Raw genomic sequence first — 24130 nt, forward strand, 5'->3', positions numbered from 1 at the left:
AGTGACCGGGCCTCTTTCATTTCGCGTGAAGGCGGTCCGCTGCATGAAACCCTTCGTCGATATCCGCGACCTCATGCATGTTTGTGGTGCTCGCACGGCTCGGCATCGTCACGGATGCGATCACAGCCTATGTGGTGCGCTCCGTGCATTGTTGGCGCAGCGCTCGGATATTTAGCGCCTCAGCGACAAGGGATTGTCCGAGAGCGCAGCCGCGTCGGGCTGGTCGATGGCGGGGCGCCCGAGAAAGGCGTTCCAGAGCTTTTCCACGGTCTCGCGCTCCAGGTCGTCCACGATGAAGACGATGCGGCTGCGCCGGTCCTCGCTCGGCCAGCGCGGCAGGATGGCAGGAACATGGATCACGTGCTGCACGCCGTGAATGACGACGGGATGCTCCGGATCTTCGGCGAGCGCGACAAGACCTTTCACGCGCAGGAGCTTCGCGCCTTGCGATGAGCGGAGCAGATCCAGGAACATGTCCAGCGTGCCCTGGCGGATCGGCTGGTCGCTGGTGAGGCAGAAAGCCCGGATGCGCTCGTCGTGCCGGTTCACATCGTGATGGTGGCCGTGATGGCCATGGTGGTGATGTCCATGCTGATGGGCATGGCTCGCGAGCTCGGCTTCCTCCACCGCCTCCGTCTTCAGCCACTCGGCCACGTCGGCGATCTTGCCCTCGATATCGAAGAGACCGCCCGCGATGATCTCCTGCACGGGCGCATCGCCCGCGAGAATGGCTGCGCCCGGGTTGAGCTGACGCAGTCTTTCCCTCAGGCTTTCGAGGGCAGCCTTGTCCTGAACCAGATCCGTCTTGGTCAGGACGATCCGTTCCGCGACGGCCGCCTGCTTCACCGCTTCGCGGTGCGCGTCGAGGGTTTGCTCGCCGTTCACTGCGTCGATTACCGTCACGACGCCTTCCACGGCGTAGCGCAGGGACAGATACGGATGATAGAGGACGGCGTGGAGAATGGGCGCGGGGTCGGCGAGCCCCGTCGTCTCGATGATCACGCGCCGGAAGGGCAGGATGCGGCCGTTGTCGCGTTTGCGCAGGAGGTCCTCGAGCGTTGCGATCAAATCGCCCCTTACGGTGCAGCACAGGCAGCCCGCGGACAGAAGCACCATGCCCTCGTCGATCGTCTCCACGAGCAGATGATCGAGGCCGATCTCTCCGAACTCGTTGATGATCACGACCGTATCCTGGAGCGCCGGGTCTTTGAGCATCCGGTTGAGCAGGGTGGTCTTTCCCGCTCCCAGGAAGCCCGTGAGGATCGTCAGCGGAATCGGTTGAGGCGGGGTCATTGGAGCATTCGTCATGGCTCAGTCCGCAATCGGGATCGGAAGTGCGTTCTTCATCCGGCGCTGGTCCAGAAGAACGTTGGTGATGATGGCTGCGAGCACAAGGGCGCCGCCTGCGATCTGCACGGGAGAAAGGACCTCGTCCAGGATCAGCGCCGACACAACGGAGGCGACTACGGGCTCCGTGCAGAAGATGATGCCGGCCGCAACCGCCGAAATGCGGCCGAGGGCCAGGAGCTGCAGCACGAAGCCGCCGACATAGCCGCCGATCGTCATTGCGACAGCGAAAGGAGCGAGCGCCAGGACCGACGGCGGCGCGAGCTGCCCCGCCGCGAGGCTGATGAGGATGGCGGTGGGCAGCACGATCAGCTGAACCCAGAACACCTTCGCCACCACGTCCGTTCTGGAGCACCGCGCCGCCGCGAAGAACTGGATGGCCGTTCCGATGCTGCCGCCGAAGGCGAGCGCCAGTCCGCGCCAGTCGAGGCCGGTGAAGGCTGGCCCCACGACCAGGCAGACACCGGCGGTTGCCACCGCGACCACGCCGAGAAGCTCGGGCGTGAGGGGCGTCTTCTCCACGAACGGGTTCATGAGGACGATGAGGATCGGATAGGTGTAGAAGACGACCGCGGCGACCGTCACCGGAATGAAGGCGACGGACGACAGGTAGCAGATGCCCTGCAGGGCACTGGCGACGCCGAGGAGAAGGAGCGACCCCCGCTCTTCCCGGGCCACGGCAAGCGAGCGTCGCGCGATCAGCGTCACGACGGCCACGAGCGCCAGCATCACGAAGACGCGGTAAACCACGATGGCCGAACCGCTGGCGCCGGAAAAGGAAGCCAGACGCGCGAAGACGATGTTGAAGCCGTAGAGGCTGGCGGAGCCGATGGCGAGGAGGAGGCCGGAGGCGTGAGCGGAGCGCGTCATGTCCAGGATGAGGTTCGTGGAATGAGTACCGTTCGCGCGGATCGGCGGGGAATGCAAGAGGTCCGAGCCTCGGCGGAAAGTCGGGTCCGCTCGTGTGTCCAGTGCTCTAACGAACAACGCCCGGCGCGGGGCCGGGCGTCACTCTTTGGGGAGGGGGTCAGTTCGCCGTCGACTTGGCTTTCGAGGCGGCTTCCGCCTTCTGATCCTTCTTGGCGGGAGCCTTCTTGTCCTGGCTCGTCACCGGCTTAACGGTGACACTCACGCGGCCCTTGGACTTGGCCTTGTCGCCTTCCTCGATCACGGGCGTCACATCCGGCTTCTTGGCCGCCTGCTTGGCATTCTTCTTGGAGGAGGCTGCCTTCTTCTTCTGACGGGCCTGTTCTGCCGCCTCTTCGGCCGCTGCCTGCGCGGCGAGTTCCGCCTCCGAGGGCGGGTTCAGGCCGATCCAGACGCGCTCCGGCTGCACGGCGGTGCGGGGACCGAGCACGGTGCGCACAGGCTTCTGCGTATCGCCGGCAAAGGCCATGACATCGGACGAGAAGAGATTGGGAACGTTCGACGTGTCCTCGGCCACGACGGGGGCATCTTCCTCCTGCGGCATCGGCCCGCGACGGTCGCAGATCACCGAGCGCATGTCGGGCGGAGTGGTGTTGGCCGAGGTCGGTAGAGCGGTGAGTTCAGGATTCGTGAAGTTCACCCGGCTGTTGAAGCCGCGGTCGAACAGTTCGGCGGCCTGCATTGTACGCTCGTTGGCGGAGGGCGCGCCGAGCACGACCGTAATCAGGTGCCGGCCGTTGCGGCTGGCGGTGGCCACCACGTTGAAGCCGGACGAGCAGATGAAGCCGGTCTTCATGCCGTCTGCACCCGGATAACGTCCGATGAGACCATTGGTGTTGCGCATGATCCGGCGGCCGAACTGCACCGCGCCGATATGGAACAGGTCCTGATCCTCGGGAAATTCCCGCAACAAGGCCCGGGCAAGGATCGCCATGTCCCGGGCGGTCGTCTGGTTGCGCTCGTCGGGCAGGCCGTGCGGATTGACGAAATGGCTGTTCGTCATTCCGAGCCGTTGCGCCTGCGCGTTCATGAGCGCCGCGAAGCCGTCGATGGAGCCCCCGATATTCTCCGCAATGGTGGCCGCGACGTCATTCGCCGACTTCACCAGCATGATCTTGAGAGCGTTGTCGAGGCGGATCTGGGTGCCCGGCTTGAAGCCCATCTTGGACGGCGGCAGCGCGGCGGCGCCGTCCGTCACCGTGAGCAGCGTGTCCATGCTCAGCTGGCCCGAGCGCACCTTGTCCAGGGCGACATAGGTCGTCATGAGCTTGGTGATGGAGGCCGGATACCACGGATCCGTCGCCCGCTCCGCGTGCAGGACGCGCCCTGACTCCACCTCGACCACGAGGGCGGGGGTGCCGGCGGCCAAAGCCTGACCGCTCAGAAAGGCGGCAACGGCAAAGGCAGTCACGCGAAGGGCTCGGCTAACGTTCATAAGGAACGACTCCTTGAGTAAAGCAACGTTCGGAGAGGGGATCTGAAAGCCCCGCTTGCCAGCTGAGCTATATTGTTAGTCCCAAACCTTGGCTTTGACTAGGTAAGGGCAGTGCATCGCAATCCCGGTCTGCTCTTTGTACCGAACTCCGTGGCAAGAGAGTGGCAAGAGCCGCTCCCTTTAAAGAACAAGCAAGCGCGGCCATTGTTTCCCGGTGGATAGCGTCTTGTGGCGCATGGGGGCAAAGGATATGAAATAACAGAAACATTATTTCGCAGGTTTCTTCATGAACGATTCTGCCGACCCTGCAACCGTAAAGCCTACCTATCGCGCCCTGCAGGTCGGCGATCCCGCTCCCTGGTTCACGCAGCATTCGACGAGCAATCCCCAATACCATTTCGAGGCGGCCGCGGGGCGCTATCTCGTTCTCTGCTTCTATGGGACCGCGTCGGACGAAGTCGGGCGCGAGGCCTTGCGGGTCGTTCAGGAAACGCACCGGCATCTCTTCGACGATGACAGGATCGCCCTGTTCGGCGTGAGCTTCGATCCGTCGGATCTGGCGGAGCAGCGGGCCCGCCAGATCCTCCCAGGCATCCGGCATATCTGGGACTTCGACGGAAGCGTCGGCCGGCTCTACGGCGCCATTCCGCACGATGCCGCGCCGGGCGCGACCCAGGTCTCGGTGCGCCGGTTCTGGATGGTGCTCAATCCGACCCTTCGCATCCGCGCCGTCTTCCCCTTCAGGAGTGACGGCAGCGATCGCGAGGAGCTGATGGCTTATCTGCGAGCCCTGCCGCCGGTCGATTGTTTCGCCGGTTTCGAGATCCCGGCACCCATCCTCGTCATAACGGATGTGTTCGAGCCCGCCTTCTGCCGGCATCTCATCAGCCTTTACCAGGCACATGGGGGAGAGGAATCAGGCTTCATGCGGGAGGTCGACGGCAAGACCGTTCCGACGCATGATCCGGGCCACAAGCGGCGCAAAGACTTCACCATCACGGATTCCGGGCTGATCGGTCAGCTGCAGCGCCGCATCGTGCGCCGCGTGAACCCCGAAATCGAGAAGGTGCATTTCTTCACCCCGACCCGCATGGAGCGCTATATCGTGGCTTGTTACGCGGCGGAGGATGGTGGGCATTTCCGTCCGCATCGGGACAACACCACCAGGGGTACGGCTCACCGGCGCTTCGCCGTATCGATCAACCTCAACGACGATTTCGAGGGCGGCGAGGTGAGCTTCCCCGAATACGGATCGCGCAGCTACAAAGCCCCGCCTGGCGGGGCCGTCGTGTTCTCGGCTCCGCTCCTTCACGCCGTGTCCCAGGTCACGGCGGGGCGGCGCTACGCTTTCCTACCCTTCCTCTATGACGAGGCCGCCGCCAGGATCCGGGAGGCGAACAATGCCGCTCTTGGGGACGGGGTGGGTGCCTACAAGGCCTGACACTCCAGGGACAGGGCGAGCGGCAGGATCGTGTCCCGCGTGAGCGGGGCGAGCTTCCGCCCGCCCGGCTCGCGCGGATCCACCCAGGCATATTCGGCGATCTCGGCCCGGCAGGCGATGGGCCCCCCGATCCGGGCCGCGTAGGCCTTGGCCCGCACCCATTGACCGGGCTCGTTGGCGGCCGGGGCCTCGAAGACGCCGAGCGGCTGCACGGAGCCTGGAGCAAGGCTGCAGCCGAGTTCCTCGCTCACCTCCCGCATCAGCGCCGCTTCGTCGCTCTCGCCGGGCTCGCGCTTGCCTCCCGGCTGCATGAAGCTTTCCGTGCCGCGCTTGCGGACGAGCAGCACATGGCCATGCTCGTCGCGAATGAGCGCCGTGACGATCTCAATCAACGCTCGCCCGCCTTGATCCATTTCGTGACCTTCGGCGGCTCGTACCGGCGGATCCCCTCGATCAGGGCCGCCGGTTCCTCCTGCACGATCAGCATGGCGCGGTGGATCGGTTTGACGAAGCCGCGTTCCACCACGTCATCGAGAAAATCCGTCAGCTTGTCGTAGAAGCCGGCCGCGTTGAGCAGGGCGCACGGCTTTCTGTGATAGCCGAGCTGGGCCCAGGTCCAGACCTCGAAGAGCTCCTCGAAGGTGCCAAGGCCGCCCGGGAGGGCGATAAAGCCGTCGGACAGCTCGGCCATCAGGGCTTTTCGCTCGTGCATCGAGCCGACCACCCGGAGATCGCTCAGGCCCGCATGGGCGATCTCCTTGTCGACGAGGGATTGCGGCATCACGCCGATCACGCGGCCGCCCTCGGCCAGCACCGCATCCGCCACAGCGCCCATCAGCCCGACCGAGGCGCCGCCATAGACGAGCTCGATGCCGTTTCGCGCCAGGGCCTCGCCCAGCAGGCGGGCGGTCTCGATATAGACAGGGTCCTGGCCCGCACTGGAGCCGCAGAAGACGCAAAGACGCATGGGAGTGTCCGTTGATTCGTTCCAAGGCTTCTATGGAGGCTCAGAACGGCTCGAATTCAAGGGCTTCTCCACCCTGGGCCAAGGCCGGCTTGCCGAAAGGCCCGAACCATTCCACCTTATGCCGAGGCACCAGATTCCCGAGGAGATCTCCATGACCGCCTGCATCGTCGGTTGGGCCCATACGCCCTTCGGCAAGCTCGACGCCGAAACCGTCGAGAGCCTCATCGTTCGCGTGACCAACGAAGCGCTGGAGCATGCGGGAATCGGACCCGAGGATGTGGACGAGGTGGTGCTCGGCCATTTCAACGGCGGGTTCTCGCCTCAGGAGTTCACGGCCTCCCTGGTGTTCCAGGCGAGCGACAGGTTCCGCTTCAAGCCCGCCACCCGCGTGGAGAATGCCTGTGCCACCGGCTCCGCGGCCGTGCACCAGGCCATCAAGACCATCGAGGCCAAGCGCGCCAAGACGGTGCTGGTCGTGGGCGTCGAGCAGATGACCCGCACGCCCGGCCCCGAGATCGGCAATATTCTGCTCAAAGCCTCCTACCTGCCCGAGGATGGTGAGACGAAAGGAGGCTTCGCGGGTGTGTTCGGCCAGATCGCGGGCCAGTATTTCCAGCGCTACGGCGACCAGTCCGATGCGCTGGCGCTGATCGCGGCCAAGAACCACAAAAACGGCGTGGACAATCCCTATGCGCAGATGCGCAAGGATCTCGGCTTCGATTTCTGCCGCGCCGAGAGCGACAAGAATCCCTTCGTGGCAGGTCCTCTCAAGCGGACCGACTGCTCACTCGTGTCGGATGGCGCGGCGGCGCTCGTGCTGGCGGATACGGAAACGGCTTTGCGCATGCGCCGCGCCGTGGCTTTCCGCGCGACGGCCCATGCGCAGGATTTCCTGCCCATGTCGAAACGCGACATCGTTCAGTTCGAGGGCTGCGCGGAAGCGTGGCGGCGCGCGCTGGATCAGGCAGGAATTCAGCTTTCTGACCTGTCCTTCGTCGAAACCCATGACTGCTTCACCATCGCTGAGCTCATCGAATACGAGGCCATGGGCCTCACGCCGCGCGGGCAGGGGGCGATCGCGGTCAAGGAAGGCTGGACGAACCGCGACGGCAAGCTGCCGGTGAACCCGTCTGGCGGCCTCAAGGCCAAGGGTCACCCCATCGGGGCGACGGGCGTGTCGATGCACGCGCTGTCCGCCATGCAGCTCTGCGAGGAGGCCGGCGGCATCCAGGTCAGGAACCCGGTGCTGGGCGGCATCTTCAACATGGGCGGCGCGGCTGTCGCCAATTACGTGAGCGTGCTCGAGCGGATCAAGTGACGCCAAGGCCTGCGTTGCGCGTCATGTCCGGCACAAGGCCGGACATGACGAGACGAGCCGATTTCCTTATTCTCCGGGCGCCTTGGCATGAACGGCCAGGGCGTGCAGGCCCCTGTCGAAGGCGTCCTTCAGCACCTCGTTGACGAGGCGGTGGCGCTCGACCCGGCTCTTGCCGGAAAAGGCTTCCGATACGATATGTACCCTGAAGTGAGTTTCGCCTCCCTCCCGCCATCCGCCATGACCGCGATGCTGCTCCGACTCGTCCGTGACGGTCAGTTGGGACGGGTGCAGGCGCTCCTGCAGAGTTTGCGTGATCCAGTCTGTAAGGGTCATGCGTCTTGATAAACCTTTTTGAACGGGTCTGCGGCGAAAAGCGCTTAAGCCTTGGCTCAGGGCCTCAAGCCCCTCATAATGTTTGAATCATGGATCTCAACTCGCCACTTTTCGACCGAATCCGGATTAAGCCTTCCTGCGAGGAACCGCGGGAGACGAAGGGGCCTGCCTGCGAGCATCCTGGCTGCCAGGCGTCGGGTGAATACCGCGCGCCCAAGGGCCGGGATCGAGAAGGCCAGTATTGGCGCTTCTGCCTCCAGCACGTGCGCGAGTACAACGCATCCTACAACTATTTTTCCGGCATGTCCGATTCGGCCGTCGCAGCCTATCAGAAGGACGCGATCATCGGTCATCGCCCCACCTGGGCGATGGGCGTGAACGCATCCGGCAAGGCGGAGGAGGCGGCCCCGACACAGGAGACGCGCGACTGGGCCTATTTCGACCCTTTGGGAATCCTCCGGGGAGAGGACTTCACCCAGGCGCGCACCCGCAAAGCCCAATCCGAGCCTCGGCGCCCCCGTTATACGGGCGCGGTCCGCCGCGCGCTGGACATCTTAGGGTTGGACGAAACGGCCGATGGACCCGCCATCAAGGCCCAGTACAAGTCCCTGGTGAAACGCTTCCATCCGGATGCCAATGGCGGGGACCGCTCCTTCGAGGAGCGGCTTCGCGACATCATCAAGGCGCATGACACCCTCAAAAGCGCCGGTCTGTGCTGAAACGCTGTCGTTTCACGCAGCCCCATTAGGCGTTTAGGAAATTGCACCGCATCGCCATGGAGTTTAAGAAGCCATGGCACGTATCTGAAACCCCTATCCGATCGAGAGGCCCCTATGACGGCACAAACCGATACAACGACCCTACTGCCGGATATGAAAGTATCCGTGCGACAGGTCTTCGGCATCGACTCGGATCTGGAAGTGCCGGCCTTCTCCCAGGCGGAAGAGCATGTGCCCGATCTCGATCCTGATTACCTCTTCGACCGGGAGACGACGCTGGCCATTCTGGCGGGCTTCGCGCGCAACCGCCGCGTGATGATCACCGGCTATCACGGCACCGGTAAGTCCACCCATATCGAGCAGGTGGCCGCCCGCCTCAACTGGCCTTGCGTGCGCGTGAACCTGGACAGCCACGTCTCCCGCATCGACCTGGTCGGCAAGGACGCCATCGTTCTCCAGGACGGCAAGCAGGTGACCGCCTTCCAGGACGGCATTCTCCCCTGGGCGCTTCAGCACAACGTGGCCCTCGTGTTCGACGAGTACGACGCCGGTCGCCCGGACGTGATGTTCGTGATCCAGCGCGTGCTGGAGCAGTCCGGCAAGCTCACGCTGCTCGACCAGAAGCGCGTGATCCGTCCTCACCCCGCGTTCCGCCTGTTCGCCACCGCCAACACGGTAGGCCTGGGCGATACGTCGGGCCTCTATCACGGCACGCAGCAGATCAATCAGGGCCAGATGGACCGCTGGTCCATCGTCACCACGCTCAACTACCTGCCTCACGACAAAGAGGTGGACATCGTCCTCTCCAAGGCGAAGCACTACCAGGACAGCCCGGAAGGGCGCGATGTCGTCAACAAGATGGTGCGCGTGGCTGACCTCACCCGCAGCGCCTTCATGAACGGGGATCTCTCCACCGTCATGAGCCCGCGCACGGTGATCACCTGGGCCGAGAACGCCGAGATCTTCGGCGATACGGGCTTTGCCTTCCGCGTCACCTTCCTCAACAAGTGCGACGAGCTGGAGCGCGCCCTCGTGGCCGAATTCTACCAGCGCTCCTTCGGCAAGGAACTGCCGGAGAGCGCCGTGAACATGGTGCTGTCGTAATGTAATGCGTCATCCCGGGTGCGCCTTGCGTGATCCGGGATCGTTTGGGAGCTTCGCTGGTTTTAGCGATCCCGGCTCTTCGCGATGCTCCGGCCGGGATGACAGATGAAGGAAAGCGATGTCCATCTCGAACCGCAAGCCGGGTGAGAAGAAGGAAGCGCCGGCGGAGCCGCTGAAGCGCTCCATCGCCGGGGCCATGAAGGCCATCGCCCGCAAGCCCGATCTGGAGGTCGCCTTCGCGTCCGACCGCCCGATGCTCATGGGGCAGGAGAAGGCCCGCCTGCCGGAACCGCCCCGGCGGCTCACGCCGCAGGATGTCGCCATTCTGCGCGGCAACGCGGATTCCATGGCCCTGCGGCTTGCCTGTCACGACTCCGTTCTTCACCGGCGGCTCGCCCCGGAGGGCCAGGCTGCCCGCGCCGTATTCGACGCGGTGGAGCAGGCCCGCGTGGAATCCATCGGCTCGCGCCGCATGGCCGGCATTTCCTCCAACATCACGGCGATGCTGGAGGACCGGTATCATCGCGGCGGCAAATACGAAGAGATCACCGACCGCGCCGATGCGCCCATCGAGGATGCGCTGGCGCTCATGGTGCGCGAGCGGCTAACCGGCCAGAAGCCGCCCGCGGCCGCTGCCAAGATCGTCGATCTCTGGCGCGGCTTCATCGAAGAGCGGGCGGGCAAGAACCTCGACGGGCTCTTGAAGAACATCGACAGCCAGCGCGATTTCGGGCGCGGCATCCGCGAGATGCTCTCCTCCCTCGACATGGCCGACGATGCAGCCCTCGATCAGGAGGACGAGGAGAACGAGGAAGACAACGATTCCGAGCAGCAGGAGCAGCAGGGCGAGGGCGAATCCGAGCAGGAATCCCAAGGCGACCGCGCCGAGGTCGAGGTCAGCGAGGATTCGAGCGACGAGATCGAGGAGGGCGCGACCGAGGAGGCCGACGGCCCGTCCGGCGAACTGCCCGAGGAAGCGGACGAGGCGGATTCGGACGAGGCCGGCGAGTCCTGGCGTCCGCCGTCCCGCTCCAACGAGGCGCGCGGGCCCGACTACAAGGCCTATACGAACAAGTTCGATGAGGTCATCCATGCAGAGGATCTCTGCGACGCGGATGAGCTGACGCGCCTTCGCGCCTATCTCGACAAGCAGCTCGCGCATCTCCAGGGCGTGGTGGGGCGTCTCGCCAACCGCCTGCAGCGCCGCCTGATGGCGCAGCAGAACCGCTCCTGGGAGTTCGACCTGGAGGAGGGGACGCTTGATCCGGTGCGCCTGCCGCGCATCATCATGGATCCGTTCCAGCCTTTGAGCTTCAAGCAGGAGCAGGACACCAATTTCCGCGATACGGTAGTGACCCTGCTGCTCGACAATTCAGGCTCTATGCGCGGACGCCCGATCACGGTAGCCGCGACCTGCGCCGACATTCTCGCGCGCACCCTCGAGCGCTGCGGCGTCAAGGTGGAAATCCTCGGCTTCACCACCCGCGCCTGGAAGGGCGGACAGTCCCGCGAGATGTGGCTGCAGAGCGGCAAGCCCGCCAATCCCGGCCGCCTCAACGATCTGCGCCACATCATCTACAAGTCCGCGGATGCGCCCTGGCGGCGTGCGCGCAAGAATCTGGGCCTGATGATGCGCGAGGGCCTGCTGAAGGAAAACATCGACGGCGAGGCGCTCGATTGGGCGCATAAGCGCCTGCTCGGCCGGCCCGAGCAGCGGCGCATCCTGATGGTGATCTCCGACGGCGCGCCCGTGGACGACTCGACGCTTTCGGTCAATCCCGGCAACTACCTCGAGCGGCATCTGCGCTACATCATCGAGGAGATCGAGACCCGCTCGCCCGTCGAGCTCATCGCCATTGGCATTGGCCACGACGTGACGCGCTACTACCGCCGCGCCGTGACCATCGTCGACGCGGAGGAACTCGGCGGCGTAATGACCGAGAAGCTCGCGGAGCTGTTCGAGGAAAATGCACAGCCCCAGCGCGGAGCGCCCCGTCGTCGGACCCACGCGTGAGGCTTCTCACCCGCAGAAATCTGCTTGTGGGCGGCGGCGCCTTGGCTGCAGCGACGGCTGCGGGCGGAGCCCTTGCGCAGCGCCCGCAGGCATTTCGCAGTGTGACCCCGATCAGGGTCTCAGCGCAGCCGATCAGCCATCTGTCCAACACCGATCCGGACCGTGCGCGGTTCGGATCGCTGGTCTTCCGCTCCGGGCTCAGCCTGAAATCGGACGTGTCCGCGTTCGGCGGCTTCTCCGGCCTGTGGCGTTCGCCGAAGGGCGAGGAGATCATGGCGCTGGCCGATAACGCGCAGATCCTGAAAGCACGCGTCGAAACCTCGGATGGGCGGCTCTCGGGCCTTTCCCAGGCGGCGATGGCGCCCTTGCTGCTCAGCGACGGAACGCCTGCGCGCCGTTCCCGCTACTACGATACGGAAAGCCTCGCGATCTCCGGCAACGTGGCGTTCGTCGGGGTCGAGCGCCATCACGCCGTCCTTCGCTTCCAGCGCCATCGGGACGGTGCGCTCGTGCAAGGGGTTCCGGTTGCGGTGCCGAAGGACCTCAAGGATCTTCCGAGCAATGGGGGGCTGGAAGCGCTCGCGGTGGCGCCGCAGCGTTCAGGCCTCGCCGGCGCTCTGGTCGGCATCGCGGAAGGCGGCCGGGGCTTCATCCTCACGGGCGCGCGGCAGGGCACGTTCGAGGTGGCGCGCCGCGACGGTTACGACGTGACGGATCTGGCGTTCCTCGATTCCGGCGACGCGCTCGTCCTGGAGCGCCGCTTCTCGCTGTTCGGCGGCTTCGGGTGCCGCCTGCGCCGTGTCGCCTCGTCCGCCCTGAGACCGGATGCGAGTGTGGATGGCGAGGTGATCTATCAAAGCGAGGCGTCGCACCAGATCGACAACATGGAAGGGCTCGCGGTTCACCAGGAGGGGCGCGAGACCGTCGTTTCGATGATCTCGGACAACAACTTCAACGCCAATCTGCAGCGAACTCTGCTGCTGGAATTCTCCCTCACGGCGTGAGGGACGGCGCCCCTGCCATCCCTCGTCTCCCCCTGGCGGGACAAGAGCCTAAGCCGGGGCGCGCTGCGCCAGGGCCGGGCTCATGAGGCGCAGCACCACGCCATAGGGCAGGATGGAGAAGACCGAGAGCGCGAGCTTCACGCCGTAATCCGCAAGGCCCAGCGTTACCCAGGGAAGTGCGATGCACTGGTCGGCGATGCCCACCTGGGCCAGCATCTGATCGATCGTCAGGCCGATGCCCGGCACCGCGCCGCAATAGAAGGCGAAGGAGAAGAAGATCGTCGTGTCGACGGCCGCCGAGATCGTGGAGGAGGCGAAGGGCGGCAGCCACCAGGCCTTGTTCCTCAGACGCGAGAAGATGCTGATATCGAGCAACTGCGCCGTCAGGAAGGCGCTGCCCGAAGCAATGGCGATGCGCGGGGTCGCCAGGATGACCGAGAGCAAGACCGCCAGAATGAAGCCCACATAGACGACCTTCCGGGCCCCCTTCGGACCGAAGCGGCGGTTGGCCAGCTCCGTCACCAGGAAGGAGAAGGGATAGGTAAACGCACCCCAGGTGAAATAATCCTGCAGTCCCCAGGCTTCGAAGGGATACTGGACGAGGATGTTCGATGACAGCACGACAATGGTCATCGCAACGAGGGCGATCGTGAAGTCACGGCGGTCGAGGGCGGTCATGACATCCGGCTCCTGAGGGTCCTGGTCTTCTGTCTCACAAGGGAAGAGGGCCTTGTGGAGGAACGAGGCTGGGCCCGTCGAATGCAACGCAAAACGGGCGGCCGTGAGGCCGCCCGCAGCGTCGAAAACGGGGAGAGGTCGAAATCAGCTCGCAGCGGCGAGCTTCTTCTCGATCTCACGCTTCACAGCGAGGGCGGTGGTCGACAGCTCGTTGGCCGAGGCCTTCGCCAGAAAGGCGTCGAGGCCGCCGCGATGCTCGACGGAACGCAGAGCATGGGCGGACACGCGCAGGCGCACGGAGCGCTGCAGGGTCTCAGACTGGAGCGTGACGTTGCAGAGGTTCGGCAGGAACTTCCGCTTCGTCTTGCGGTTCGAGTGGCTCACCAGATGGCCACTCAGCACGGCCTTGCCGGTCAGTTCGCAACGGCGCGACATGGGTTCAATCCTATCGTCATAAGGGTCGCGGCTTCGATTCGCGGGTTTGCCTCATCGCAGATCCCACGCCGCCGGACACCAGAAGTCCTTGGAAGGTGCAGGGCTATAGGCCGAAAACTGGCCCCGCGTCAAGAATAGTGCGGCAGCGCAGATCGTTTTTTTGCGCGCCCGCGGTCATGATTTATTCGGAATCTCATGCGATGCAACAGAATAGACTAACGGGATAGCCCCGGGAAAACCTCAATGCGCCTTACCGCTTCAGCTCTGTTGACCTTGAGTCTGACCCTCATCGGCTCTCAGGCGGAGGCTCAGCCTGCCCAGACGCTCAGGGTGAACTACAATCTCTCCCTGGCGGGCCTGCCGCTAGGGAAGGCAGACTTCTCGTCGACCTTCACCGGGCCGAAATACGAGGTGCAGGGCAGCGTGAAGCTCTCGGGGCTCGTGAAGATGGTCACCGGCGGCAAGGGGGCGGGGACGGCCTCCGGCACGATCGCGGGATCTCAGCTTCAGTCGCGCGGCTTCGCGGTCAACACCAAGTCCTCGGGCGAGCAGCGCACCGTGCGCATGGCGCTCGACGGCGGCGATGTTGCCGAGGTCGAAATCGTCCCGCCCCTGGAGCCGAAGGAGGACCGGATCCCGGTCAAAGAGGCCGACAAGAAGGGGGTCATCGATCCCCTGAGCGCCCTCATCATGCCCGCCGTGGCGTCAAAAAGCCTCACCGATCAGGCCAATTGCAACCGCACCATCCCGGTTTTCGACGGGGCCTCGCGCCAGAACATCGTGCTCTCCTATTCGGGGACGAAGGCCGTCAATGTCCCGGGTTATTCGGGGCCGGTCCTTGTCTGCAATGCCCGCTGGGTTCCGATCTCCGGCCATCGTCCGCAGCGCTCCACCATCAAGTTCATGCAGGAGAACAAGGACATGAGCGTGTGGCTGGCGCCTGTGGAGGGCCCCCGCGTGCTCTTCCCGATCAAGGTGGCCGTTCGCACCATGCTCGGCATGGGCGAGCTCGAGGCCGCGAGCTGGTCGGTGGAGGGCGACGGCACGGCGACCGCGGCCAGGCGCGGGGCCAAGGGGCGGGAGCCCATCAGGGCCGGAGCCGGTCAATAAGCTCTCAAGAATCCTGGAGAATTCCAGAAAAAGCCGGTAGCGAAACCGGCTCTGGGCCCCATATAAGGAGAAGCCTGCCGCCGGACGCTCGGGCCAGGCCCGCTTCGTGAGAAGGCTGCCTGCATCTCGTGATGCGGGAGCGTCTCGTCCCTCTCACTCGGGATCGTATCCGACATTACCCCGCATTCAGGCATGGTTCGTCGTTCCCTTCCTCCGCAAGTGCGCGCGCGCGGCGTCACCGCCGTGCTCGGGCCCACCAATACCGGCAAGACCCATCTCGCCATCGAGCGCATGCTCGGGCACGACAGCGGCATGATCGGCCTGCCGCTGCGCCTGCTTGCGCGCGAGGTCTACGGCCGGGTCGTCGAGAAGGCCGGTCCGCACAACGTCGCCCTCATCACCGGCGAGGAAAAGATCAAGCCGGACCGGCCCCGTTACTGGATTTCCACCGTGGAGGCCATGCCCCGCGACATCGACGCGGCTTTCGTGGCGATCGACGAGATCCAGCTCGCCGCCGACCTCGACCGCGGCCATGTGTTCACCGACCGGCTCCTGAATCAGCGCGGGCGGGAGGAGACGATGCTGATCGGCTCCTCGACCATGCGCCCGCTCATCGAGACGCTGATCCCAGGCGTCCACGTGGTCACGCGCCCGCGCCTTTCGAAGCTCACCTTCGCCGGCGAGAAGAAGGTTTCGCGCCTGCCCCGCCGCTCCGCCATCGTGGCCTTCTCGGCGGAGGAGGTCTACGGAATCGCGGAGCTGATCCGCCGCCAGAGCGGCGGCGCGGCGGTGGTCCTGGGGGCGCTTTCGCCCCGCACCCGCAACGCGCAGGTCGAGCTCTACCAGAACGGCGATGTGGATTACCTGATCGCCACGGACGCCATCGGCATGGGGCTCAACCTCGACGTGGACCATGTGGCCTTCGCGTCCGACAAGAAATTCGACGGCTTCCGCTTCCGCAAGCTCTATAACCCGGAGCTCGCCCAGATCGCCGGCCGCGCGGGGCGCTATATGCGCGACGGCACCTTCGGCTCCACGGGCCGCTGTCCTCCTTTCGATGCGGAGACGGTGGAGGCCTTGGAGAATCACACCTTCGACCCGGTCCGGATCCTGCAATGGCGCAATCCTGATCTCGACTTCTCGACCCTCGGGCGTCTGCGGGATTCCCTCGGCCAGCAGCCGCGGGAGCACGGTCTCGTGCGGGCCCCGATGGGCGAGGACCTGGCGGCCCTCGAATTGTTGGCCCGGGACGACGACATTCAGGCCTTCGCCCGCACGAAATATGCCGTCGAGCGCCTCTGGCAGATCTGCCAGGTGCCGGATTATCGAAAAGTTTCGCCCCAGACCCATGCGGATCTGGTCGGCCAGCTCTACCGATTCCTCATGAAGGAGGGGGCGGTCCCGGCGGACTGGTTCGCCCGTCATTTGTCGGCTTCCGACCGCACGGATGGCGATATCGACACCCTGTCCAACCGCATCGCGCAGGTGCGAACTTGGTCTTTCGTCGCAAACCGTCCCGACTGGTTGAAGGATCCGGAGCATTGGCAGGGTGTTGCGCGTCAGGTAGAGGACAAGCTATCGGATGCGCTTCATGAACGTCTCGCCCAAAGATTCATCGACCGGCGGACGAGCGTTCTCATGCGGCGCTTGAGAGAGAACACGATGCTCGAAGCGGAAATCACGACCACCGGCGACGTTACTGTCGAGGGGCAACATATCGGCCATCTGCATGGCTTCCATTTCGTGCCTGATCCCCAGGCCGATACCACGGAGGCCAAGACCCTGCGCAATGCCGCCAGCAAGGCCCTGGCCGGCGAAATCGAGGCGCGGGCCGATCGGTTCGCCGAGGCGCCCGACACCACCCTCGTGCTGTCCAATGACGGCACGATCCGGTGGATGGGCGATCCCGTGGCCAAGCTGGAAACCGGCGACAAGCTGTTCGAGCCGCGCGTGCGGATCCTGTCGGACGAGCATCTCACCGGGCCTGCCCGCGACAAGGTGGACACCCGCCTGCGCGCCTGGCTCAAGGCCTATGTGGTGCGCCTGCTCGGCCCGGTGATCGATCTCGAAACCAATGCCGAGCTGAACGGGATCGCCCGGGGCATTGCCTTCCAGGTCGGCGAGGCGCTCGGCGTGCTGGAGCGTGCCAAGGTCCTCAACGAGGTGCGTGGCCTCGATCAGGATGCCCGCGCCGCCCTGCGCAAGGCCGGCATTCGCTTCGGCGCCTATCACCTTTATCTCCCGGCCCTTCTGAAGCCGGCCCCGCGGGTTCTCGCGACGCAGCTCTGGGCGCTCCAGAACGGCGGCCTGGACCAGAAGGGCATCGACGAGATCGCCCATCTCGCCCAGTCCGGCCGCACTTCGATCCCGGTCGATCCCGAGATCGCGCCCGGTCTCTACCGCGCCGCGGGGTTCCGCGTCTGTGGCGGCCGCGCCGTGCGCGTCGACATCCTTGAGCGTCTGGCGGACCTGATCCGTCCGGCGATCGCCTATCGTCCCGGCATCACGCCTGGCGAGCCCCCTGCTGGCGCCGCCGATGGGGAAGGCTTCGTCCCGACCGTGGCCATGACCTCCCTGGTCGGCTGCGCCGGCGAGGATTTCGCGACGATCCTGAAGTCGCTCGGCTATGCCATGGAGCGCCGCCCCGGCCCGGCCATCACGGTGCCGCTGGTGGCGCCGGCTGCGATGCCGCAGGCCGCAGAGGGCGGTGAGGTTTCCACGGAAGCAGCGCCGGTCATGGCCGAGGAAGCCGGCGCCGTGACCGTGGAGGCGCCCGACGCATCTGTCCCGTCCGAGGTCGTCGAGGCCAGCGCAGCCGAGGCCGTGGCTTCGCCCGAAGGGCAGGCGATGGCTCCGGCGGAGGGAGCTGCGGAAGAGACGGCTCAGGCTCCGGCCGAGCCCGAGATGATCGAGGTCTGGCGCCAGCATCGCCGTCATCACGAAGGCGGTCAGGCCCGTCAGGGCCGCGAGGCTCGCGGGAACCGCGGCGAGCGCGGCGAGCGCCGCCCGCGCCATGGCGAAGGCAAGGGCGAGCGTCCGCGCCGGGAGGCCCAAGGGGAGGGTGGACGTCCGCAGAACCGTCCGCCGCGCGGACCCCGGCCCGACGACCGTCGCGGCCCGCGTCCCGACAAGCGCGCCGAGAACCGCCGCGACGGCGGGCAGGAGCGCCGTGAGAAGCAGCCCGATCCGAATTCGCCGTTCGCCAAGCTCATGGCCCTCAAGGCTCAGCTGGAAGACAGCAAGAAGTGAGGCTTGCCCATGCGTGAGGACCGGCAGCGGCTCGATAAGTGGCTCTGGTTCGCACGTTTTGCCAAAACCCGGACGCTGGCCGCCAAGCTCGTGATGAGCGGGTTCGTCCGGGTGAACGGCCAGCGCATCGACAACGCCGCCAAGGCGTTATCCATCGGTGACGTGGTCACCATCGCCTTGGCCCGCACGACCCTGGTGGTGCGGGTCGAAGGCCTCGGCGAGCGCCGTGGGCCTGCGCCGGAAGCAAGGCAGCTCTACGCCAACCTCAATGAAGGTGACGGAGTGCTTGTCAGCGAAGGCGACAAGAGCTAGAGCGGCGACAGTCTCGCGCTTTTTGGAATAGACCCTCGAAGGACCGTCATGACCTACGTCGTCACTGAAAATTGCATCAAGTGCAAATACATGGACTGCGTCGAGGTGTGTCCGGTGGATTGTTTCTACGAGGGCGAGAATATGCTCGTCATTCACCCGGACGAGTGCATCGATTGCGGCGTCTGCGAGCCGGAATGCCCTGCGGAGGCGATCAAGCCCGACGCGGAGCCCGGTCTTGAGCAATGGCTGAAGCTCAACGCCGATATGGCCAAGAGCTGGCCCAACATCACGCAGAAGAAGGATCCTCCGGCCGACGCCAAGGAATTCGACGGCGTGGCCGGCAAGTTCGAGCAGTATTTCTCGCCCAATCCCGGCGAAGGCGATTGATGGAGCAGGGCGGCCTCACGAACCGAAGAGGTCCGCTTTTTGACGTCTGAGATTCTCGCTTTTCCTAGGCAAAGCTGCCGAAGGGGTAGGCCCAAAGCCGGGACATAAGTCGAGCTTCTTTACGCTACGCTTTGAAATATTTTTGCTTTTTGGGCCAGACTGTGATAGGGTCTGCCAATGCCGTCGCTTGCGCTCAAGCCGTGCACCGTCCCAGCAGGGCGTCGGTTCACACACTGAAGCAATGATGCACGAAACCTGACCGGAGGGAGACAACACTTCCTTGGGTCCGGGACGAGCGTGTTCTAGCTGCTGGCTTACATCAGGGAGCCGAGCGGAATAGTCAAGTTCCGTCCTCGCTCAACTCATTCCTGTTCCCCTGGGTCCCTGCTCAGTGGAGCCACCGCCCCCGTGTCCAGCCGGGCAGGGGACCATGCAAGGAGGCCTCTCTCGCATGACAACCGCTAAGAAGTCCGCCCAGCGCCTGGGTTTCAAATCCGGTGAAGCCATTGTTTATCCCGCTCACGGCGTCGGCCGCATCACGGCCATCGAAGAGCAGGAAATCGCCGGCTTCAAGCTGGAGCTTTACGTGGTCTCCTTCGACAAGGACAAGATGGTCCTGCGCGTGCCGACCGCGAAGGCCGCCAGCGTCGGGATGCGTAAGCTCGCCGAACCGGCAGTGGTTCAAAAGGCTCTGGACGTTCTGACGGGTCGTGCCCGCGTGAAGCGCACCATGTGGTCGCGCCGCGCTCAGGAATACGAGGCGAAGATCAATTCCGGTGACCTTCTCGCCGTCACCGAGGTCGTGCGCGATCTGTACCGCTCCGAGGCGCAGCCCGAGCAGTCCTACAGCGAGCGTCAGCTCTACGAATCCGCCCTCGACCGCGTCGTGCGCGAGATCTCCGCGGTGAACAAGATTACGGATACGGAAGCCCTCAAGCTCATCGAGCAGAGCCTCGCCAAGTCTCCCCGCCGCGCCAAGGGCGCCGAGGCGGATGCCGATGCCGAGGGTGACGACATGCAGGAAGAGGCAGCCTGATCCGGCTGTCCGGCCCCCTCAGTCTCATTGAAAAGCCTGGCCTTGCGCCAGGCTTTTTTCTTGGCCGCAAGCCCTTGTTTTCCCGGCTTTGGAATCTATTTCGCAAAACTTGGCTGTTGAGCGTGAACTTTTTCCCGCCTCGACCGTTGTGTCTGTGCCAAGGGAGGACACAATGGGAGAAATCTCAGGCGTTCGTCGTCGTTTCGTTCGCGCTGCCATGAATGCGCCTTTTCTCGAAAGGGAAGAGGAGCATGCTCTTGCCGTGCGCTGGAAAGACAACGGCGATGAAACCGCTCTTCACCAACTGACCGCTGCGCATATGCGCCTCGTCATCGCTCTGGCGGCCCGTTTTCGCCATTATGGCCTGCCGATGGCGGATCTCGTCCAAGAGGGGCACGTGGGCCTTCTGGAGGCCGCCGCCCGGTTCGAGCCGGAGCGGGAAGTCCGTTTCTCGACCTACGCGACGTGGTGGATCCGCGCGTCCGTCCAGGACTATATCCTTCGTAACTGGTCAATCGTCCGCGGCGGAACAAGTTCCGCTCAGAAGGCCCTCTTCTTCAATCTGCGCCGACTGCGCGCCCGCCTGACCCGTGGCGGGGAGGAGCGCATTTCCGCCGACGTGCACGAGAAGATCGCGGAGGCCATCGGGGTGTCCAAGGCCGACGTGGCCCTCATGGATGCCCGCCTCTCGGCCCCCGACACGTCTCTCAACGCTCCGGTGCTCGATGCCGACCCTTCGAATTCGGCCGAGCGCATGGAGTTCCTCGTGGATACGAGCCCGCTGCCGGATGAGAGCGTGAGCGATGTGATCGACACTGAGCGTCGCGTGCGCTGGCTCAAGCAGGCGCTCGAAGTGCTCAATGAACGTGAGCTGCGCATCCTTCAGGCGCGCCGTCTCGACGACGAGCAGGTGACCCTTGAATTCCTGGGCGACCGCCTGGGGATCTCCAAGGAGCGCGTTCGGCAGATCGAGAACCGGGCCCTGGAGAAGCTCAAACGGGCCCTGATGGATAAATACCCTCAGGCCTCGGGCGCTTTCGTCTAAGGAATTCGAGACCCTTAGAGAATCCAGTCAGGCGAGCCGGCCTCCGGCTCGCCTGACTGCTTTTAAGGAATGTTTCAGGGAAATGGATGTGGTTCACCGCCTCAACATCGGATGGGAAATCATCCCCACGCCCGACATTTTAAGCTGCCGATTGATGCCCATCTTCCCAGGCTAAACCGGTGTCCACTCTGGCATCTGGTGCTCTGAAATCTGCAGCGGGCAAAGAACAGAGCCGATTCCACCTGAGGGAATCGGCTCTCATGAAACCGGGCTATTCCACGACGATCTTGTATCGCTCACCGGCCTTCAGGGGACCGTTGCGATCAAGCCCGTTGAGCAGCAGGAAACGGTCCAGGGCCTTATCGACGGGCATGCGGGCGGCGAGTGACTGGGCCGTGTCGCCACGCTGGGCCATGACGATCTGGAGCTTGAGGGGGCGGATGCGGCGCGCTTCCTCCGGCTGCACCTGGCGCACGCTGTGGAGGGTCCGCTGGAACATATCCTCCAGGTCAGAGCCGCCGCTGCGGGCCGCCATGATGAGGCGGTAGGTCGTGTTGCCGATGCGAATGGCCGACAGGCGGAAGGTCCATTCCTTGCCGTTGGAGAGGGCGGTCACGACGGGGAGGTCGTTGAAGGTGCTCGTAACCAGGCTGCCCGGCTCGATGGTGTCGGTCCAGGTGGAGCGCAGGACCTCCTCCAGGCTCTGCCCGGCCGGCGTGTCCGCCGCATCGAAGAGCAGGCGGCGCTCGCCGTCGGACGAGGAGCCGAGAACGGCCTGAGAGGTGTTCTCCAGGGTGAAGCCAGCCGGCGCCTCGAAGGCGACACCGAGGCGGGCGTGAATGAAGCGGCGGCCCTTCACGACGCCGTCGCTAGGATCGTCCCCGTAGGCCAGGCCATCGAGCGCCGTCAGGTATTCGAGCCTCCCGGTCTCGCCCATGCCCGGAGATCCGGCGCGCCGGGCGGCCTGGAGAGCCTTCGCGACGCGCGCGGCGGTGCTGGGATGGGAGGCCACCAGATCCGTCCCCGCATTGCTGTTGCTGCTCGCCGAGCGGCCGAGAGCCGTGAGGAAGCGGGGGGCGCCATAGGGGTCGAACCCTGCCCGGGTGAGCACGGTGATACCCGTCTGATCCGCCTCGAGCTCCTGCGAGCGGGAGAAGCTCGCGAGCGTCGAGCGGGCTTGGTCCTGCACCACGGCCGCTTCCTGGGAGTTGTTCAGGACGTTCTCCGCCACGCGCTCGATCAGTTCCGAGCGGGCCTGCAGCTCGCTGCGCTGGGAGGCATGGCGGAGCGTGACATGGGCGATCTCGTGCGAGAGCACGGCCGCGACCTCCGACGTATCGTTCGCCAGGGCGAGCAGCCCCCGCGTGACATAGAGCCGTCCGTTCGGCAGGGCGAAGGCGTTCACCACGGGCGAATTGAGGATCGTGACCTGATACGACTCGTCCGGCCGGTCGGTCGCCATGACGAGCCGGTTCACGGCATCAGTCAGGAGGCGCTGCAGCTGAGGCGCCCGCCCTTCGCCGCCGAAGGCCGCTACGAGGCGGATATGGTCGCGGTCCCGATCCGGTCCGAGCACCCGCGGCGCATTGGCCGGCAGGGAGCCGTTTCCGCCGAAGCTCGAGCAGCCCGAGACCAGGCCCGCGAGCATCAGGCCGGCAGCGATCCGGATCATACCTCTGTGACGTCTATCGTGCATGCTTGCTCATCGGGCCAAGCGTTCATCATCTTCCTTGTCGCCTTAAGGACGCCCGTCCTCAAGGCGCTCGATCATCTCCGGTAGATCAATGGTAAGGGCGGTGCCCTGCCAAGACTGCAAAACGCCTCGGGCCCTGAGGGTTCTGCCTTTCAGCGAAGCCGCCGAAATGCCCCTCTCCGCCATTCGCGTCCATGCTTTCCGAGGAATGATGATCGTGAAGTCTTCTGCCCAGTGCCCCCCGAAATTCAAATAGGTTCTCTGTTTGCGTTCGCCGACGCTGCGAACCCGCCCCTCGACGATGACGAAACGGCCGATTCGCTCTTTCAAGCGCTCGGCCTGGTCCACAGGAACGGGGTTATAGCGGCCATCGGCCCAAAGACCAAGGCGTCGTTCACGCGCCGTTGCCTCGACAGCGAGCAATTCAGGTTGGCAGAGGACGGGATCGACACCGGGATCGACGATGGCGAGCCCTTTACCCACCAGATCGGAGATGAGATCCATGGGAGCCGACTTGTTGGCGACGAAGATGCGGACAGGATTTCGACCCCACCGGTCACGGCTTCCGAGGGGAACGACCAGTGCGGAGTAAACAGCCTGTCCCCGTAAATGGTTGAGCGCCTGCTGCCGGTAGGTAGGGTCGTCCGGGAGCCTGATTCCGGCCAGCCGACTGTGGCCCTCGGAGGCCAACACAAGGTCGCCCTCGGAGGTGATGGCCTCGAGGTGGTCCGGGTGGGAAACGGCCGAACACATGGCTGTGAGGGGGCGGGCAACAGCATCCACCGCTTCCCATGCTGTTCCTGTGGCGAGCAAAGCTCCCAAGCCGAGTGCAATTCCGATCCGCATACCTGACCCTGTCTGACGCGGCCGATCATACGCATGCCCACCGGGGTAGCTAGGCTTGAGCGTGCAACACTAACGCTTTCCTGTGCGGGGCCGTGCTTCCGCGGCTTGCGGCCGCTTTGGCTCGCTCCGTTGTGCTTGCTATCTGTGCTCGCGGGTTTTCCGATGAATCATGCCGACTCGTCGGTCGTCTTGGACTTGCCGCTGCATATGCCGACCGGGTCAGTCGATCGCCCAGACGATAGTTTCAGGTCCGGCAGAGGCTTCACGCCTCTGCCGCCTGCATCGCGTGTTCCTGCTACTGCGCCGAGCGCGGATCTCCTGAACCGGGCGGCGCAATCTGAGGAGCAATGGATATCGAGCCTGCCGAGGAGCCTGCGCCTGCGCCACCGCTGAGATAACGCTTCGTCACTTTGTCCACGCGCGGGCCGTGCCCGGCAATGCGGGTGTTGCTCGAATTCGGAGGCCAGGGGTCATCGATCTGCACCACCTTGTTGTGCGCCAATCCATCTCCGGCCGCCGCTGTGACCGTGTCGCTGCGCTTCACGTAATCCGCACAGGCACCGAGAGCGAGTATCGGCAGAAGCACCGCGCAGGCGGCGGCAGTGGACCTAGTCCTTTGCCACAGGGATCATGCAGGATAGAGCCGCCGTAGTTTGGAGCGAGCCTGCGTGGTGGTGAAATGCCAATGCGCCTTGGCTCTGTTGCGATTGCGCTCGGCTTCCCAGGCGGC

General features: G+C 64.8%; 23 protein-coding genes. 12 read left to right on the top strand and 11 right to left on the bottom strand.

Features of this window, described 5'->3' with window-relative positions; all coding sequences use genetic code 11:
* Positions 1–171 precede the first annotated feature (171 nt).
* The 3 genes from ACS5Q0_RS18250 to ACS5Q0_RS18260 all read right to left on the bottom strand — a co-directional run bounded on the left by ACS5Q0_RS18250 (position 172) and on the right by ACS5Q0_RS18260 (position 3709).
* Complete coding sequence (locus tag ACS5Q0_RS18250; protein ID WP_473128072.1) at positions 172–1308, bottom strand: CobW family GTP-binding protein; 1137 nt, start codon at positions 1306–1308, stop codon at positions 172–174.
* Between the two features lie 3 nt (positions 1309–1311).
* On the bottom strand, positions 1312–2217 hold the full coding sequence (locus tag ACS5Q0_RS18255) for a DMT family transporter (RefSeq protein ID WP_473128073.1): 906 nt from the start codon (positions 2215–2217) through the stop codon (positions 1312–1314).
* A gap of 157 nt (positions 2218–2374) precedes the next feature.
* A complete protein-coding gene (locus ACS5Q0_RS18260; RefSeq protein ID WP_473128074.1) occupies positions 2375–3709 on the bottom strand; it encodes a D-alanyl-D-alanine carboxypeptidase family protein in 1335 nt (444 codons plus the stop codon).
* Positions 3710–3995: 286 nt separating this feature from the next.
* On the opposite strand from ACS5Q0_RS18260, the gene ACS5Q0_RS18265 reads away from it, so the two are divergent.
* Entirely contained in the window at positions 3996–5150 is a 1155-nt protein-coding gene (locus ACS5Q0_RS18265) for a 2OG-Fe(II) oxygenase (protein ID WP_473128075.1), read from the top strand.
* Here ACS5Q0_RS18265 and ACS5Q0_RS18270 read toward each other — a convergent pair.
* Together ACS5Q0_RS18270 and ACS5Q0_RS18275 are read right to left on the bottom strand one after the other, a co-directional pair.
* Positions 5138–5542, bottom strand: a complete 405-nt coding sequence (locus ACS5Q0_RS18270; protein ID WP_473128076.1) for an NUDIX hydrolase — start codon at positions 5540–5542, stop codon at positions 5138–5140. The two genes, ACS5Q0_RS18265 and ACS5Q0_RS18270, sit on opposite strands and share 13 nt — an antisense overlap.
* Positions 5539–6117, bottom strand: a complete 579-nt coding sequence (locus tag ACS5Q0_RS18275) for an LOG family protein (RefSeq protein WP_473128077.1) — start codon at positions 6115–6117, stop codon at positions 5539–5541. The genes ACS5Q0_RS18270 and ACS5Q0_RS18275 overlap by 4 nt, the downstream gene beginning before the upstream one ends.
* Positions 6118–6268: 151 nt before the next feature.
* Between ACS5Q0_RS18275 and ACS5Q0_RS18280 the strand changes: the two genes are divergently transcribed.
* A complete protein-coding gene (locus tag ACS5Q0_RS18280) occupies positions 6269–7435 on the top strand; it encodes an acetyl-CoA acetyltransferase (RefSeq protein ID WP_473128078.1) in 1167 nt (388 codons plus the stop codon).
* Positions 7436–7501: 66 nt separating this feature from the next.
* On the opposite strand, the gene ACS5Q0_RS18285 is transcribed toward ACS5Q0_RS18280, so the two are convergent.
* Positions 7502–7768 carry a BolA family protein gene (locus ACS5Q0_RS18285; protein WP_473128079.1) on the bottom strand — a complete coding sequence of 89 codons (267 nt, stop codon included), beginning with the start codon at positions 7766–7768 and terminating at the stop codon, positions 7502–7504.
* Positions 7769–7857: 89 nt separating this feature from the next.
* Here ACS5Q0_RS18285 and ACS5Q0_RS18290 point away from each other — a divergent pair, with 89 nt between their 5' ends.
* From ACS5Q0_RS18290 to ACS5Q0_RS18305, 4 genes are all read left to right on the top strand, one after another.
* Complete coding sequence (locus ACS5Q0_RS18290) at positions 7858–8487, top strand: J domain-containing protein (RefSeq protein ID WP_473128080.1); 630 nt, start codon at positions 7858–7860, stop codon at positions 8485–8487.
* A gap of 114 nt (positions 8488–8601) precedes the next feature.
* Positions 8602–9591, top strand: a complete 990-nt coding sequence (cobS, locus tag ACS5Q0_RS18295; RefSeq protein ID WP_473128081.1) for a cobaltochelatase subunit CobS — start codon at positions 8602–8604, stop codon at positions 9589–9591.
* Between the two features lie 118 nt (positions 9592–9709).
* Entirely contained in the window at positions 9710–11605 is a 1896-nt protein-coding gene (cobT, locus tag ACS5Q0_RS18300; RefSeq protein WP_473128082.1) for a cobaltochelatase subunit CobT, read from the top strand.
* On the top strand, positions 11602–12609 hold the full coding sequence (locus ACS5Q0_RS18305; RefSeq protein WP_473128083.1) for an esterase-like activity of phytase family protein: 1008 nt from the start codon (positions 11602–11604) through the stop codon (positions 12607–12609). Before cobT ends, ACS5Q0_RS18305 begins: the two co-directional genes overlap by 4 nt.
* Before the next feature lie 48 nt (positions 12610–12657).
* Here the strand turns inward: ACS5Q0_RS18305 and ACS5Q0_RS18310 are convergent, their stop codons facing one another.
* Positions 12658–13287, bottom strand: coding sequence for a queuosine precursor transporter (locus ACS5Q0_RS18310; protein ID WP_473128084.1), 630 nt, complete (start codon positions 13285–13287; stop codon positions 12658–12660).
* A 144-nt stretch (positions 13288–13431) separates the two neighbouring features.
* Positions 13432–13722 (bottom strand): 50S ribosomal protein L28, encoded by a 291-nt coding sequence (rpmB, locus tag ACS5Q0_RS18315; RefSeq protein ID WP_473128085.1) that lies wholly within the window; start codon positions 13720–13722, stop codon positions 13432–13434.
* A gap of 243 nt (positions 13723–13965) precedes the next feature.
* Here rpmB and ACS5Q0_RS18320 point away from each other — a divergent pair, with 243 nt between their 5' ends.
* The 6 genes from ACS5Q0_RS18320 to ACS5Q0_RS18345 all read left to right on the top strand — a co-directional run bounded on the left by ACS5Q0_RS18320 (position 13966) and on the right by ACS5Q0_RS18345 (position 20861).
* A complete protein-coding gene (locus ACS5Q0_RS18320) occupies positions 13966–14832 on the top strand; it encodes a DUF3108 domain-containing protein (RefSeq protein WP_473128086.1) in 867 nt (288 codons plus the stop codon).
* Positions 14833–15024: 192 nt separating this feature from the next.
* A complete protein-coding gene (locus tag ACS5Q0_RS18325) occupies positions 15025–18081 on the top strand; it encodes a helicase-related protein (RefSeq protein ID WP_473128087.1) in 3057 nt (1018 codons plus the stop codon).
* Positions 18082–18090: 9 nt separating this feature from the next.
* Positions 18091–18393 (top strand): RNA-binding S4 domain-containing protein, encoded by a 303-nt coding sequence (locus ACS5Q0_RS18330; RefSeq protein ID WP_473128088.1) that lies wholly within the window; start codon positions 18091–18093, stop codon positions 18391–18393.
* A gap of 48 nt (positions 18394–18441) precedes the next feature.
* Positions 18442–18780, top strand: a complete 339-nt coding sequence (fdxA, locus tag ACS5Q0_RS18335) for a ferredoxin FdxA (RefSeq protein ID WP_473128089.1) — start codon at positions 18442–18444, stop codon at positions 18778–18780.
* Between the two features lie 451 nt (positions 18781–19231).
* Complete coding sequence (locus ACS5Q0_RS18340; RefSeq protein ID WP_473128090.1) at positions 19232–19816, top strand: CarD family transcriptional regulator; 585 nt, start codon at positions 19232–19234, stop codon at positions 19814–19816.
* A 172-nt stretch (positions 19817–19988) separates the two neighbouring features.
* Positions 19989–20861: an RNA polymerase factor sigma-32 gene (locus ACS5Q0_RS18345; RefSeq protein ID WP_473128091.1), complete on the top strand. Its 873-nt coding sequence runs from the start codon at positions 19989–19991 to the stop codon at positions 20859–20861.
* A gap of 271 nt (positions 20862–21132) precedes the next feature.
* Here ACS5Q0_RS18345 and ACS5Q0_RS18350 read toward each other — a convergent pair whose 3' ends face one another.
* The 3 genes from ACS5Q0_RS18350 to ACS5Q0_RS18360 all read right to left on the bottom strand — a co-directional run bounded on the left by ACS5Q0_RS18350 (position 21133) and on the right by ACS5Q0_RS18360 (position 23944).
* On the bottom strand, positions 21133–22557 hold the full coding sequence (locus ACS5Q0_RS18350) for a M48 family metalloprotease (RefSeq protein WP_473128092.1): 1425 nt from the start codon (positions 22555–22557) through the stop codon (positions 21133–21135).
* 42 nt (positions 22558–22599) lie between these two features.
* Positions 22600–23400 (bottom strand): thermonuclease family protein, encoded by an 801-nt coding sequence (locus ACS5Q0_RS18355; protein WP_473128093.1) that lies wholly within the window; start codon positions 23398–23400, stop codon positions 22600–22602.
* 295 nt (positions 23401–23695) lie between these two features.
* Positions 23696–23944, bottom strand: a complete 249-nt coding sequence (locus ACS5Q0_RS18360; RefSeq protein ID WP_473128094.1) for a hypothetical protein — start codon at positions 23942–23944, stop codon at positions 23696–23698.
* Positions 23945–24130 lie beyond the last annotated feature (186 nt).

This window comes from Microvirga sp. HS2 (assembly GCF_055792805.1).